We start from the raw sequence: 13510 nt of genomic DNA, 5'->3' as shown, positions 1-13510 counted from the left end.
ACGCTACGGTATTGGGGTACACACCCTGAGTAAATATACAAACCTTATGTTGCTTATAGACAAGCCAGTTAGTTTACGGTTGGTGATTATACGTTCATCAGCCGCATAATCTGCCTTAGTTTGACTATCTCAGAAATTCCAGCATAGTGCTCCGTGTTTCGATTTGCTGTTGCTCACGGCTAATGGTGGCTGTATTGTCGCCCAACTGGAATCCGTAATAGCCGAACTGCGCATGATTTGCTCCCGCTAGCCGGACAAATTTTGTGGATGCCGGTAGTTTGGCTTTGTTGTTCAGAATAGCCTCTTCGTCGGCAACGCCGTCGGATGAGCCATAAATCTTCAGGATGGGTATTTTGCTGTTTGCCAGGGATATATCTCTTGGGTGGCTAGTGGCTATCAATATCAATTTGTCGATTAAAGCCGGATTTTCATACACGAATTGGGCCGCCATTTTTGCCCCTTGCGAATGCCCTGCCAAAATATAGGTCTTTGATGTGTCGGCAAACAGGCCTAATGCCTTAGGCTTGGTATACCCTTTTGAAGCAAGCCGAAAAGGCATTTTGATTACATAGACTTTTACGTTGTTGTCTGCAAGGCTCCGGCAAAGCGGCACATACGCTTTCGGGTCAACCATAGCACCCGGATAAAAAATCAAAACGTCCTTGAACGCGGCAGTGGGTGTAAACACATAAAAGTCACTGGTTTCGTCGACGTTTGTCTGCCTGCTATCCTGAAGAAACCGTACGTCAACGTTGTGCGACTGATAGGAATAAAACAACCATGCCGTAAAGAATAATCCGCCCGCTACCCAGACCGTTCTTAAAATGTTTCGTATAGGTCGCTTTTTAGGTTTCATAGGTTGATCGGGTGTGACAGGCATAGGAGCGTTCGCGGTCAGCTACTTCGTAAATGTATGAACGTTTTTCACGCCAGCGGAGCCGTTGGCGAATTTGTATGCAGCTATACCCGTTATTTCGTACAGGGGCCTCCGTTCGTCGATTTTGGCTTTCGCTATTTGGCCACCGTGGTAACCACCCCATCGGCAGATAAGCGCCGGATGCAGTCGTTGCCGCCGTCGAGGATGTAGATGTGCTGCCGGCTGTCGATGGCAATGGCGCAGCGCTGCGGAAAGTTGAACAGGGCCGTCAGCGCCTTCCCATCCTTATACCCTTCTTTGGAGCGGCCGCCCATATTGACGTTATTCGGCTGAATCTCGCTGTTGCCGGCCAGCGTCGCTACGGTTCCGTTGGCTACCCGGATGATGCGGTTCAGCCGTCCGTCGGCGAAAATGACGTCGCCGTTGCGATTGATGAGAATGTCCTCGGGAGCCATTAATTCAGCCTTGCTGATGTCGCCCTGTACGTAGACGGGGTGAAACTCCCGCTTGCCGCACAGGCCGGCCACCGTACTGATGGTACCGTTGGGCTCCACTTTTTTGATACATCGACCACTGCCGTCGCTGACGTACAAATTGCCTTTGGGGTCGACGCCCATACCGGCAATCCATCTGGATTTGAGCGCCGGGTTTTCGCGGGTGTTGAGCAACGTAGCCACCTGACCGTTCGTGTCGATTTTACGGATGAGGTAAAAGTCACCCAGGTTGTCTTTGTTGGTGTTATCCCGCTCGGTCACGTAGATATTGCCGGCCGGGTCAGTCTCCAGGTACTCGATGCTGCGGAACTGGGCCGTTGCCAGGGGGCCATCCTTGACGGTAGTGGTAAACGGCACTCCGGCAAAGGGGCTGACTTTCCCGTCGGGCGTCATTTTCCAGATCATCTCATTGTCGGCCATATAGATGTTATCCCGGCTGTCGATGGCCATGGCCGAACACTTGGGGTAGGGGGACCTGGTGTTTTTGCGGATATCGTCGGTAATGACCGACAGCGTACCGTCGGGGCTGAGTTTAAGCATCCGGCCCATATACGCGTGAATGATGAGGTTGTCCCGGCTATCGACTACAATCGCCGTGGGCGAGGAGGGGAGTTTGGGGATTGGCGGTTGGGCCTGAACGGCACCGGCGGTAAGCAGGATAACGAAGAAGAAGCTGATTTTCATGGGGGTGGGTGACAATCGGATGACAGTTGAATCGGTTTTTGAGCCGGAAAGTAGTCGTTTTCCCGCTAAATAACGTAGTGAAGCCGTACGTGCAGTAAATTCTTACTGCTGCTAAACCAAACAGGCATGAACCCGAACAAAGCACTCTGGGAAAAGGGCGACTTCACCCAAATCGCCGAAACGATGCGGGAGAGCGGTGCCGCACTGGTCGATAAGCTGGGGATCACGCCCGGCCTTAAAGTCCTTGATCTGGGTTGTGGGGATGGAACCACGGCTATTCCGGCCGCTAAGTTAGGGGCCGAGGTATTAGGTGTCGATATTGCGCGCAATCTGGTCGAAGCCGGGAACCGGCGGGCGCAACAGGAGGGACTGACCAACATCCGCTTTCAGGAGGGCGATGCTACCGATCTGCGTGAACTGAAGGATGATACGTTTGATCTCTCCATGAGCATCTTTGGGGCTATGTTTGCACCCAGGCCGGTTGACGTAGCCAAAGAGATGGTGCGCGTAACCCGCCCGGGCGGCCGGGTGGTGATGGGTAACTGGATACCGGGCGATCCCACCCTGGTGGCGCAGATCCTGCGCATCAGTTCGGCCTATACGCCCCCACCGCCGGAAGGGTTTATCAGTCCCATGTTGTGGGGGGTAGAGGGGCATGCCGTCGACCGGTTCGAAGCTGCCGGCATACCAAAAGAAAATGTCTCCTTCGAGCGGGATACCTTTATTTTCAATGCCCCGTACTCGCCCGCCGAATTTGTCGACCGGTTCCGGAACTACTACGGCCCCACCATGAATGCATTTGAAGCCGCCGAAAAGAACGGCAAAGCTGCGGACTTGCAACGGGAGTTGGAGGACTTGTTTACCAGCCAAAACCAAAGCGCTGACCAGACTACCACCTCAATTCCGGCAACTTTTCTGCGGGTTACGGTGCAGGTTTGACAACATGTTCGACCGTTAGGATCGATAATGCTGGCGCTCGTTTTCCGGGTTGCCGGGTCTGGTGTGGTCAGAATTCTTCCTCGATGAGTTCTTTGTTTGCAACCGCACCTGAGAAGTTACCCATGGCTACTACATTAGCTACGGACCGCATCGGTGCTGCGTTGTCGCCACAGGCAAACACGCCCGGAATAGTGGTCCTCTGAAGGGTATCCACTTTGATATGCCCTTGCTCGGTCAGTTCGCAGCCCAACTGCTGGGGGATATCGCAATGTTGCTCAAAAGGTGGCCGTGCATACAGGGCTTTAACCGACGTTTTTGAGCCGTCCCTGAAAACGATAGTCTGGATGTGCCCGTTTGTATGGTTAAACCGATCAATTTCAGTTTCAACAATTGCAATCGAATGCTTTTTTAGCGTTTCGGTTTGTTCAACTGTCAAGGTTGATGGGCCGTTGGTAAATAAAGTCAGGTCTTTTGTCCAGTTGTTGATCAATTTGGAGAAGTCGAAACCCTGGTCTCCATTGGCCAAAATGCCGGTTTTTTCGCTTTTTACTTCGTACCCGTGGCAATATGGGCAATGGATGACAGAGATTCCCCAGCACTCGGCAAACCCCTCAATGCCGGGCAGTTTGTCTGTTATCCCCGTGGCAAAAATTAGCTTCTTTGCGTAAAACACCTGACCTGATTGCGCCTGAACAGCAAAGCCCTGTTCGGTTTTAGCGCCGGTAGTAGCCAGGCCTTCAAAAAACGTCACGGTATTGTAGCGCCCAACCTGTTGTTTCGCCAGCGCTGAGATGTCGGCGGGCGTTCTTCCGTCCTGGGTCAGGAAATTATGCGAGTGAGGAGTCTGCCGGTTACAGGGCTTTCCACTGTCAATGATTAAAACCCGTCGCAAGGCTCTGCCCAAAGCCATACCCGCTGATAGGCCGGCATAACTCCCGCCAATAATGATTACGTCAAACTCGTTGCTACCAGTCATGTGCGTGTCGTTTGTAAAAGCTGATCATGGAAGTGGTACCATGGCAGCTATCAGCCGGGCTAACCAGCCCGTAAAACGCTTGCCATACCGCTGACAAAGGTATGAGGATAATTCTTATTTGCAACAATGTTGCAAATAAGAGCGCTCATTTGTTGGGCTGCTACTGTTGGGCAACGGGCAGCGTAACCACAAACTCAGTTCGGCCAGGCTTCGAGGTAACGGTTATCGCCCCTTTATGAAGTTTCATCACCCTGTTTACAATATCTAATCCGATGCCCGCGCCTTCTCCTACTTTTTTGGTGGTGAAAAACGGATCAAAAATTCGGGACAGGTTTTCCGGCGGAATACCCGTTCCAGTATCCAAAATGCTTACGGTTACGTGTTGGGGATCGCAGGAGGTTTCAATGGTTAGTTTGCCGTTGGGGCCAAGGGCGAAGACCGCGTTATCGATCAGGTTTGTCCACACTTGGTTGAGTTCACTGATGTAGGCAGGAACAGGGGGCAGATTCTGACAGAATTTTTTCGCTACCTCAATGTTTTTCTCACGAAGTTTAAAGCCGGTGAGCAGCAGCGTATTTTCGATATCCTCGTGAATGTTGGTGGGTTGCAACGCCTGGCTCCTGTCCATTTGCACATGGCTTTTGATGGAGTCCACCAGGTGTGAGGTACGACTGGAAGCCTCACCCATTTCCTGTAAGATTTTATGAGAGCTCAGCAGGTTCTCCAGCCAAGGCAGCACAGCATTTAATGCCTCCTGCCCTACACGGGTACGGATGTCTTCAAGGTCGTCAACTGAAAATCCGGCGTCGGCTAACGTTTCGGCTATTTCTCGTTCGGCAAGGCCGTTATCTTCCAGCCAGTCCGACAATTCATCCTCATCCTGCATGCGTTGAACAGCCGTCCGCTTTATGGGTTGAGCCGGAGTGCGCTCTATTTCTTCTACCCGTGCATGGATACGCTGAATAGAGTCAGGGGTCAAATGACACGCCAGCAGATTTTTCGTGAGTTCATAATTGCGGGTTAATCGTTTGTTCAGTTCACTGGCAAAGCGGTGAATGGCCGCCACGGGGTTATTTAACTCATGCGCTATGCCGGCCGCCAATTGCCCCAGCGCACTCACTTTCTCGTGCTGACTTTTCATTGTCGCCACGAGCTTTGCCCGTTCGGTCATGTAACCGGTGAGCCGCTGAATCAAATCAGGGTTGAGATGTTCCAGCTCGGGGAAATGCGTTTTATGAAGCTTAAGGCAGCGCAGATGCCCGACCGCAAAGGAGCAGCCGGGGTAGACTTTCATCCTGGAGTAGGGAAATAACCCGCCGACACCGCCCGTTAAGTCGTCATTCGCGTAATAAAAGTAGTATACCAGACGGCCACTGTGATCAAAGTAAAAGCTGACTTTTCCTTCGAGGATCATGATCAGGACATCGGCCTCGTCGCCTGTTTTCTTAAGTTGGGTGCCGTCTTCATACGTGCTATACTCCGAGTGGTCGAGTATCCACTGCAAATGCTCATCGGGCAGGTCGCTCAGGGCGATTATCTTTCGTATATCGTCAACAGATAGGGGTTGCATGTCCGGGTACGTTAGTATGACAAGTTAGCTTTCTTTTTCAAGAACATACACCAGGATCTGCCTTCTTGTCTGAAAGCCCAGCTTTTCGTACAGGGTACGGGCGACGGTATTGTCCAGGTCGAGGTGAAGAAACGGGATGCGGGCTGCGGCCGTTATGCTGCGGATCTGACTGCGGATCAGTCTGGCCGCATATCCCTTTCCGGTATGATCCGGGTGCGTACACACGGCGCTTATCTCGGTATACGGGTCAGGTTGCATGCGTTGCCCGGCCATGGCAATTAACTCACCCTCGCAAAATATACCTTCGTAATTCCCAAACTCAATAGTGCGGGGCAGAAACGGACCGGGTTTAGTCAAAGCGGTAAGTTCCAGCATAGCCGGAATATCCTTGTCCTGTAGTGGGATTACTTCATGGTCCCCGACCAACGGTGCAGGTTGGCCCTGATAAACCATCTGAAAAATAGACTTTTTCAACGTCATGCCCCAACCGGCCGGAATGGCTATATCGGTTGGGGAGAAGAGAACAACCCGGCTTTGTATGGGAAGAAATGCAAGCAGGTCTTCTAAGTCGCTGTCACTGTTGGTTTTCAGGCCGGCAAAAATTCCAACGTCCCGTTTCAGGTACTTAGCGTTTTCGCTGCCATAGGCTAATAGCTTATTGCCGGTGTTCAGGCCATTCCAGATGGGATTATCAAGAATATGGGTCATTAAAGGGGTAACTCTTTTGCCGGCAAATATTTAGAATAGCGTAGTAATGAATTCTCTCATGGTGGGTAACATAATTGAGATTCAACACAGGTCATTTTGATTTTCCCGCATTTTCCTGTACTCTGAATGCGACAATTCTCCGTATCAAATCATAGGGAATTTGTTGGCTTAGTGGGAATTGGACAGATCCTTTTCCTTGCTTGTAGGTTGAAAGCTCGTCTGCAAATTCGGCGTGTCCGGTCGGCGTTGCGTAAAAACCAATATGTTTCTTGAAGCCAGCGAAATAAACTAAAGGCTTCCCATTTGTCTTATAGGCAGGCATTCCATAAGAAATACTCTCCACTGCCTCTGGTGCATTGGCTTTAATTAATTCCCTGAACTTTTTTAACAAAGCCTGGACATCCTGTGGGAACGAATTTATGTATTCATCAACAGTTTTGAAGTCAGTATTCATCCGTTTATCTTTTTACAAAATTAAGTACAATATCAGGTAATAATTCGGGACCATCATCCAGGGCCAGTTCGGCTCTCCAGGTAGCGGCATCCAGGGTGGCAGTCAGGTAGACATAGTTGGCCTTCTTCCGCTGGCCGTAGTTTGACTGAAAGCCAGGTTCAATCAGGTCGCCCGGCTTCAGGTTGGCCTTCGTGCCATAGCGAAATGGTTGTGAATAGTCGATCATTACGTTACTGAACCAAGACCGGTTTTTACCGCTTGTCCCTGACTGTAATAATCACACGCTGATAGCTCGTGAGCGCCGGCGTACCCCTATCGGTTGCTTCCAGGATCAGGTGAATGGTCTGGCCGGGGAGGGCATCAGCCGGAATCTGCACCTCTGCCTGCGCCGGGGTCGAATTGACGATCACAACCTGCTTCGGATAGGTGCCAACCTGGAACTGCCACCAGTTGATGGAAACCTTATCTTTATCCGGATCGGAAACAGCGCCATTCAGCCGTATTTTTTCTCCGGCAGAAGCCAGTACCTGCAACGGTCCTTCCATTCTGACAACCGGTGCGTGATTGGCACCCGCGTACGCAGGCGTTACCGACCATTTCAGACGGGCCGCGAAATCGCGTTGGGCCTGCGGAAAGAAGTTTGGATAGGCAACGCCATTGGCATCCCTGTTTGTTTCGCTGTTCATAGTGCTGAGCGCCGTTATCATCCCCTGAGCGGAGGTGTCGGCCGGGGCAAACGATACGCTTCTTCGTTCCTGACTGGCATCTCCACGACCACCCCAACCGCCATAGGAGACGGCCTCATAGGCCCGTAGTCCGTTGCCCAGCATGTTCATAAATGTGGGGTTGTCACCTTCCCCCAGCCAGGAGCCTGGTGCCTGCACAGGCATCCAGACCACATACCCCATCTGTTTTAGCTGGTCGCTGGTGTATCCCGCCAGACCAAAATAATCCAGCTTATCGTCCTTTACCATTTGCTTACCGTCACCCCACACCCGGTATAGCCTCCCCAGCGGACCACGGCTGGAAACGTGCTCCTTCATCCAGGAGGCCGTGAGATAGCCGGCGTTCTCCTGACTGGCCCGCAATTGCGCACCATAGCCGTAGTTAGGTCCTCCTCTGAACTGCCGGTATTCAATGGCGGGCCAATTCGGTTTGATGTACAGCGCATAGGTGTCATCCTGGTCGCCGGATGGCAGCAGTACGGCTTTTCGGGAGATCTTCTCTTTAAGCGCTTCCCAGCCGGTTGTGAACTCGTATTGCTCCTGAATCGATTTGAGCGCCCGGGCAATGGTACTGTGTCCTCCCCAGGCTGCGATAAACAGCGGTCCGGGTTTATTGTCCAGTATCAGCGTTTTGATCAGATCGGAGCCTGGTGAATCGTTCGATATATCCCCGTCAAAATCAATATTGCCGTACCGGATTTTGGCTTTCATGGCCTCGGGTGTCGGGTAGTTCGGGTTATGAACTTTCAGATTGGGATACACTTTGGCATAAGCCTCCACGGCATCGTGAATGAAGCGTTCGTCTTTTGCCCAGCGCCATGATTCACAAGGGCACAGATTCAGGCCAAAGCGGGAATACTCCCGACCGGGCACATACCACCGGGTTCCTTTGCCATCGCCTTTCCAGTGAAACTGACTACTGGCATAGACGAGACCTTCTATGGTCACATCACTACTGTAGAGCAAAAAACGGATCAGTGAGTTATTGTCGTCGAGTTCCGGATCAGCCGTGATCACGATGCGGGGTCGTACCTGTTTAGCGGGTAGTTGTGCCGCTGCCCGGTTGACCCAAAAGCACATAAGCAGAATCCCAGGAACATACAGGCGAGCCTTGCTCAGAAAACGTTGGTAAGGTAAGCGCATTATTGTTTGTGTTTGTACGACTGGTTTTTCATAGAGGCTCTGTTTCCAGTCTCCTGGCGTTACCTGTCTTCTCCTATGCCTCATTTACTCTGAGCGCACTTTTACATGCCTGAACATGTACGCATTGTCGCTGATGCGCAGAGGCTTGCCGCTGGTGGTGGTCACGTTTTTGAGTATCACTTCTTTGGTAATGACATACGGAAACTGCTCCTTATAGGAGTCGTCGATCATCTGGGGATTGAAATTGGCGAAAATAGCGGGCCCCTGGTAATTTTCCGGATGGTTGGTATCATCGATACGAAGGTTCTCAATGAGGATCCGTTCCGGCATATACGCAATATAACCAAAATCATGCTGACCGGAATACGATCCACCGATCAGGGACGCGGTAGTGGGTCTGCCGCCCGCCGGCACAAAAACGCAGTTGCGGATCACGAACTCTCCCTGCCAGGTGCTGCCATAGTCGGAGCGCAGGTTGACGAGGGTATTGCCGCGGATGGTACTGTTTTCCACCGTTAACGTTCCGCTGCCGATGGCGTTGATGCCCATGTGGCCCAGCGTCGAGTTGCGGATGGTGGCATTGGCTACCCCCATGTGGGCATCGAACCGGGAAAAGACACAACCATCATACAGCATATTCTTGCAGTAGTTGGACCCCAGGATCCCCCAATACGTACGGTCGTTGATGTCGTTGGTCTGGCGGCAGTTGATGAAGGAGACATTCAGGGCGCGGTTGGCGGAGATGTCGTATGAACCCATGGAGACGGGTTTTCCGGCTGCGCCGATGGTACTGTAGGTTTTGTGGCCGGTCAGGATGGTGTTTCTGACGGTGACATAAGCGCAGTCACTGATATTGAGGAAGCCGCCGTAGGGTGCCCCGTGGTCTCCTTCGCCCGTGATACGGTGTTCGAGCCCGTCAACCACCACATTGGAGCGTTTGACGGCGATGTTCCGATTATAATAGGTATACTTCGATTCAGCCTGATTGGCGATCGTGGTAAACCGTCCGCCGGTGATCGTCAGGGGCTTTTCGTCGATGGGCAGGGCACTGATCGCCGTAATCTGGTCGAAGTCCCAGATGATCGGCGCGTTCATGTCTACCCTGCCGGTTTTGTCAACCATGAAGATGTCCGTCTGCGCGGCTCCGTTGTTCTGGTTCAGGCCAAAGCGGATGTAGCGCTTCACGTTGGCATTGGTAACCGTAATCAGACAGGGGCCGGGCAACACCGCGTCAATTTTTTCCTGATTCCGTTTCAGGGACGTTATGCCTTGTACCGGAAATGGCTGCAGACTGGAGCTGACCAGGAAAACGGAGGCATTCCGGTTTTGTACGTCGGTATCGTCAATGATAAAAGCCGCTGTGCCGAAATCGGTATCCGTCCGGACCACGGCGGTGCGCTCCTTCCCACCAATGTAGTAGGTAGCCCCCTTGTCTGCTTTTACCGGCAGCCCCTGCTGATTGGCGAAGGCATGGGCTCCGGCGATGGCGGCCATATCATCGGTCTTGCCGTCGGCCCGGGTGCCAAAGTCACTATACCGGACCCATCCACGCTTCTTTATGGTTTGCGCGTCCTTTGGTGATACATTTACCTGTAGCTCCCCTGTTTCGGTGGTACGGACCCCGGTTTTCTGATTCAGGGAGGTGATGACGACCTGAGCAGTCCCGCTTTCGGTCTGTGCCAATACCCCGATCGCCCCGGGCAATAAGCAAAACCACAAGAGGATGCCTGTCAAGAGGCTGTGTCGTTTTGATGAGGGTATACCGTCGGAAGGCTTGTGCATAGGGGTAGGATTTTGATAGAGACGTAGGATAGCATTCACGAGTATAAAGAAGGAGCTACCTGAATTCTATCTAAAGCCTGACCGTTCTGTAAAAATTCAACGACATAAGGGTCAGTTAGAACCCTGACCTGGGGTGGCCACTATACGACTACCGTACAACACTGGATATGGTGGGAGAGGTGGACATTTGCCATTGTATTTGCGTTAAATGGGGTAAAGAAGCACCTCTATACGCTTATTGAAAATGTGCGGTTGTATGCCTTTTTTCGTTGTTGTGGTTTCTGTTTTGTTTTATTAATTTCAACTTAAGGTCATCATATAATATCCCGATAATTAACACTGTCGCGGCAATGGCTAATACAAAAAGTTTCAGGGTCGAATAAAATATGCCGCCTAATAGTCCGCCTAAAAAGAAAAAAATAATAATGGTCAGACGTAATTTTATTGAGGAGAAGAGCTTGTGCTTTTGGTCTTTTTGTTTGTAGAAAAACAACTGAGATAGTTCAATGCCTAAGTCGGTAAACAGTCCTGTCAAGTGCGTTGTTCGAACCGTTGAATTGGAAATTGTCGTTACTAATGAGTTTTGTAACCCCATTGCAAAAAGCAAAGAACAAACAAGGAAATTGGGGTTTTGAGAAATCATAAATTGCCCGAATACGGCTAAAAACAATAAAATAAAACTTTCAAAAACCGTCGGGATAACATAAATAAATCTGTCGTTCTTTTTTGAAATAATTTCAACGATCAGGTTTGACACGAAGGAACCTAGGAAGAAGAAAAAAATGTATAAAAAATAGATAAACCCCAGCCAAAAGTTGAGTTTGAAAATTTCGTCCACAAAAAAAGCAAAGTGTCCCGTTACATTTGTTGTCAAGCGTTGAACCGCTAAAAAGCCGGTCACATTTACAATGCCAGCCACAAACGACAGCAATGAAGCAATCCGTAAATTGTGCTTTAATGTCCTCGTCTTTCCTTTGTGCCTGAACATGAATTTATTGTCAACCTATTCGCCGGATGCGATGGCCTAAAACGGTCTATAAGTTGCAAATATACGAATTGATGAGGGCGCATACCATTCATACTTCCAGTCCGCCATCGAAGTGATCTTTTCGATTGTAGTCCAGGAATTAACGGTGAGTAAACTTTCCGGCGGGGTGCTCAGCGCTGAGTCGGTGGCTGTGGCTATAAACGGTGACGGGTTGGCGTTCCTCCTTTCTTAAGCGTTAAGCCAATCTGGCCGGCATGGTATGCCGTGTGGTAAAGCACATGGGCAAATAGTCTGGCCCTGGTAACGCTACCGAAAAAGGGCGTATCGATTGCGTTCTGCCATTCTGCGTCGGCAGTCTGTTCGATTATGGTCCTTAGCAGCGCATATCCCTTCTCGACCAGCCTGCGGCTTTCGGCCAGGTCTTCACCCTGACCGGTGTCTGGCTGGCCCATGGTCGTATTGGGTACATCGGTGGGAAAACCAAAGAAATAGCCAAACAGGTTCATGGTCTCGCCGATGTGCCGGTAGATGAATCCGGCTGATGCCGCTTCGTCAGTGAGTCGGTAGTGCAGGTTCCCGGCAGTCAACTCGCTGAAGGCGAAGTGACAACTGACTTGATTCTGAAGGAGCAGGTCGGTGAATAGCTCGCGAAGCATAAGCTAAAGGCGTAGACGTTTAGTGAGCCCTGAAGTTCCATTTGGAATTATCGCTGCTGAAATCAAATTCTGCCAGCGTGGGTGTGCTGTCTCCGGACGAGACCAGCGTCAGCTTCCTGCCTGAATTGGGTACCACCTTGGGCATGATCCGGTAGGTGCCGTCCGTCAACTGGTCGATACGCCATAACTGTTCGGGAGCGCCGGTAAAGGCCGGTACGGTGATGACTTCGGCATCGGCCGTGGCCGCTAAGGCCCGATCGGTTCCGGCCAGAACAATTTTGTAATAGGGGCCACCTAAATACCCGGTGGTATCCGGCGCATCGGTGATCGTCCATTGCTGATGGGGACGCGACATGTAGTCGCCTATTCGCAGATTGATCGGACCGGTGGGCCAGGTTTTCTGTACATCGGCTAATTGCTGCGCCGGAACGGGCCTGATCGGCTCAGTATTAGGCTGAGCAAAGCTGCGCGGGGCAACGGGCATTCGGGTAAAATCAACGGCCAGCTCCAGGGCGTAGCCTCTTCGGACGGATTCAATTTCGTAGGTGCCTTCTTTGAACTTATCGCCGGCAACCGGCCAGCCATCTTTCCAGACCACCGGCAGGATGCCCAATACGCTGCGACCGCCCTGCGCTAAATCGGCTTCGTAATGGAGAGACATTTTTTCGACGCCGTTCTCCAGGATGATGTGCCCAAAATGGCCGGGGCCTATCAATTCGCTACGGGTAGCCACCACCATTTTTCCGCCCCCTTCCAGCATGCTTCTGCCTACATTATCGAGGTAAGGACCGGTTATTTTTCTGGAACGACCCACCACCACATTGTAGGTCGAGTTGGCCCCATCGCAACAACTGCCATGCGTGGCCAGCAGGTAATACCAGCCGTCGCGGTAGACAAGGGTGCTGGCTTCACAGACGATGGCTACATCCACGGGTTTATTACCGGCCTTGAGTTTTCCGGTTTTGGGGTCTAACTCAATCAGGCGGGTATAGCCAAAATAGGTACCGTAGGTCAGCCAAAGGCGTCCGGTAGTCGGGTCCAGCATCACACCTGGGTCGATAGCGTCGTTCTCTTCATAGCCATCCGACGTGGCCACCACCACCGGTTCAGAGTATTTAAAATCAGGCGACTTGGGGTCCAGGGTCTTGTTCCACATGGTCAGGATAGCGCCTTTGTGGCTGGGTGATCCACCGGTGGCTCCATATGTGACCAGGTAACGATCCCCAATTTTGATGACGTCGGGAGCCGCGCCACCACCCGGTCTTACCCCGCCCCCGTACCAGGTCCAGCCATCGTTGGAAATTAATCCGCCCCCGCCCGTGCCGAAGGTGTAATACTTGCCCTCGCATTCGGCAATGGTAGAAGGATCATGGATAAAAGGTCTCCCGACCTGCGCCAGTACGGTTTGGGTCATCAATAAAGCAAATCCCGCTATCAGGCCGCCGGCTTTCAATCGTCTCATATTGTAACAAGTAAACTACTGTGTTTCACTCAATCACTCAGTCACTCATTCA

Annotated in this window: 12 protein-coding genes and 1 pseudogene; 1 reads left to right on the top strand and 12 read right to left on the bottom strand. The window is 51.6% G+C overall.

The window, feature by feature from the left end; translation table 11 throughout:
* Positions 1-124: 124 nt before the first annotated feature.
* A complete protein-coding gene (locus tag ABD949_RS19825; RefSeq protein ID WP_345246214.1) occupies positions 125-856 on the bottom strand; it encodes an alpha/beta hydrolase in 732 nt (243 codons plus the stop codon).
* Positions 857-1011: 155 nt separating this feature from the next.
* Positions 1012-2055 (bottom strand): NHL domain-containing protein, encoded by a 1044-nt coding sequence (locus ABD949_RS19820; protein WP_345246212.1) that lies wholly within the window; start codon positions 2053-2055, stop codon positions 1012-1014.
* Positions 2056-2181: 126 nt separating this feature from the next.
* Here ABD949_RS19820 and ABD949_RS19815 point away from each other — a divergent pair, with 126 nt between their 5' ends.
* Entirely contained in the window at positions 2182-2994 is an 813-nt protein-coding gene (locus ABD949_RS19815) for a class I SAM-dependent methyltransferase (RefSeq protein ID WP_345246211.1), read from the top strand.
* Between the two features lie 67 nt (positions 2995-3061).
* Here ABD949_RS19815 and ABD949_RS19810 read toward each other — a convergent pair whose 3' ends face one another.
* From ABD949_RS19810 to ABD949_RS19765, 10 genes and pseudogenes are all read right to left on the bottom strand, one after another.
* Positions 3062-3970, bottom strand: coding sequence for an NAD(P)/FAD-dependent oxidoreductase (locus ABD949_RS19810; protein WP_345246210.1), 909 nt, complete (start codon positions 3968-3970; stop codon positions 3062-3064).
* A gap of 160 nt (positions 3971-4130) precedes the next feature.
* Positions 4131-5540 (bottom strand): ATP-binding protein, encoded by a 1410-nt coding sequence (locus ABD949_RS19805; protein ID WP_345246209.1) that lies wholly within the window; start codon positions 5538-5540, stop codon positions 4131-4133.
* Between the two features lie 24 nt (positions 5541-5564).
* Positions 5565-6248, bottom strand: a complete 684-nt coding sequence (locus ABD949_RS19800) for a GNAT family N-acetyltransferase (RefSeq protein ID WP_345246208.1) — start codon at positions 6246-6248, stop codon at positions 5565-5567.
* Between the two features lie 91 nt (positions 6249-6339).
* Positions 6340-6702 (bottom strand): iron chaperone, encoded by a 363-nt coding sequence (locus ABD949_RS19795; protein ID WP_345246206.1) that lies wholly within the window; start codon positions 6700-6702, stop codon positions 6340-6342.
* 46 nt (positions 6703-6748) lie between these two features.
* Positions 6749-6928 (bottom strand): annotated as a pseudogene (locus tag ABD949_RS19790) (NAD(+)--rifampin ADP-ribosyltransferase); the annotation flags it as partial.
* Positions 6929-6953: 25 nt separating this feature from the next.
* Positions 6954-8570 carry a nucleoside hydrolase-like domain-containing protein gene (locus tag ABD949_RS19785; protein WP_345246204.1) on the bottom strand — a complete coding sequence of 539 codons (1617 nt, stop codon included), beginning with the start codon at positions 8568-8570 and terminating at the stop codon, positions 6954-6956.
* A gap of 84 nt (positions 8571-8654) precedes the next feature.
* Positions 8655-10352, bottom strand: a complete 1698-nt coding sequence (locus ABD949_RS19780) for a right-handed parallel beta-helix repeat-containing protein (RefSeq protein ID WP_345246202.1) — start codon at positions 10350-10352, stop codon at positions 8655-8657.
* A gap of 235 nt (positions 10353-10587) precedes the next feature.
* Positions 10588-11340: a YoaK family protein gene (locus ABD949_RS19775; protein ID WP_345246200.1), complete on the bottom strand. Its 753-nt coding sequence runs from the start codon at positions 11338-11340 to the stop codon at positions 10588-10590.
* A 194-nt stretch (positions 11341-11534) separates the two neighbouring features.
* Positions 11535-11996 carry a DinB family protein gene (locus tag ABD949_RS19770; protein WP_345246198.1) on the bottom strand — a complete coding sequence of 154 codons (462 nt, stop codon included), beginning with the start codon at positions 11994-11996 and terminating at the stop codon, positions 11535-11537.
* Between the two features lie 19 nt (positions 11997-12015).
* Positions 12016-13458, bottom strand: a complete 1443-nt coding sequence (locus tag ABD949_RS19765; RefSeq protein WP_345246196.1) for a family 43 glycosylhydrolase — start codon at positions 13456-13458, stop codon at positions 12016-12018.
* Between the last annotated feature and the right edge of the window lie 52 nt (positions 13459-13510).

The sequence above is a fragment of the Nibrella saemangeumensis genome, assembly GCF_039541915.1.
GTDB classification, from domain to species: Bacteria; Bacteroidota; Bacteroidia; order Cytophagales; family Spirosomataceae; genus Nibrella; species Nibrella saemangeumensis.
The sequence above is the reverse complement of the archived record's forward strand: the minus strand, read 5'-3'. Positions and strand labels throughout refer to the sequence as shown.

Coding starts and splice junctions, on each gene's coding strand:
- ABD949_RS19775 (WP_345246200.1), bottom strand. CDS start 11,340: ATGTTCAGGCACAAAGGAAAGACGAGGACATTAAAGCACAATTTACGG.
- ABD949_RS19785 (WP_345246204.1), bottom strand. CDS start 8,570: ATGCGCTTACCTTACCAACGTTTTCTGAGCAAGGCTCGCCTGTATGTT.
- ABD949_RS19805 (WP_345246209.1), bottom strand. CDS start 5,540: ATGCAACCCCTATCTGTTGACGATATACGAAAGATAATCGCCCTGAGC.
- ABD949_RS19765 (WP_345246196.1), bottom strand. CDS start 13,458: ATGAGACGATTGAAAGCCGGCGGCCTGATAGCGGGATTTGCTTTATTG.
- ABD949_RS19800 (WP_345246208.1), bottom strand. CDS start 6,248: ATGACCCATATTCTTGATAATCCCATCTGGAATGGCCTGAACACCGGC.
- ABD949_RS19815 (WP_345246211.1), top strand. CDS start 2,182: ATGAACCCGAACAAAGCACTCTGGGAAAAGGGCGACTTCACCCAAATC.
- ABD949_RS19820 (WP_345246212.1), bottom strand. CDS start 2,055: ATGAAAATCAGCTTCTTCTTCGTTATCCTGCTTACCGCCGGTGCCGTT.
- ABD949_RS19810 (WP_345246210.1), bottom strand. CDS start 3,970: ATGACTGGTAGCAACGAGTTTGACGTAATCATTATTGGCGGGAGTTAT.
- ABD949_RS19825 (WP_345246214.1), bottom strand. CDS start 856: ATGAAACCTAAAAAGCGACCTATACGAAACATTTTAAGAACGGTCTGG.
- ABD949_RS19795 (WP_345246206.1), bottom strand. CDS start 6,702: ATGAATACTGACTTCAAAACTGTTGATGAATACATAAATTCGTTCCCA.
- ABD949_RS19780 (WP_345246202.1), bottom strand. CDS start 10,352: ATGCACAAGCCTTCCGACGGTATACCCTCATCAAAACGACACAGCCTC.
- ABD949_RS19770 (WP_345246198.1), bottom strand. CDS start 11,996: ATGCTTCGCGAGCTATTCACCGACCTGCTCCTTCAGAATCAAGTCAGT.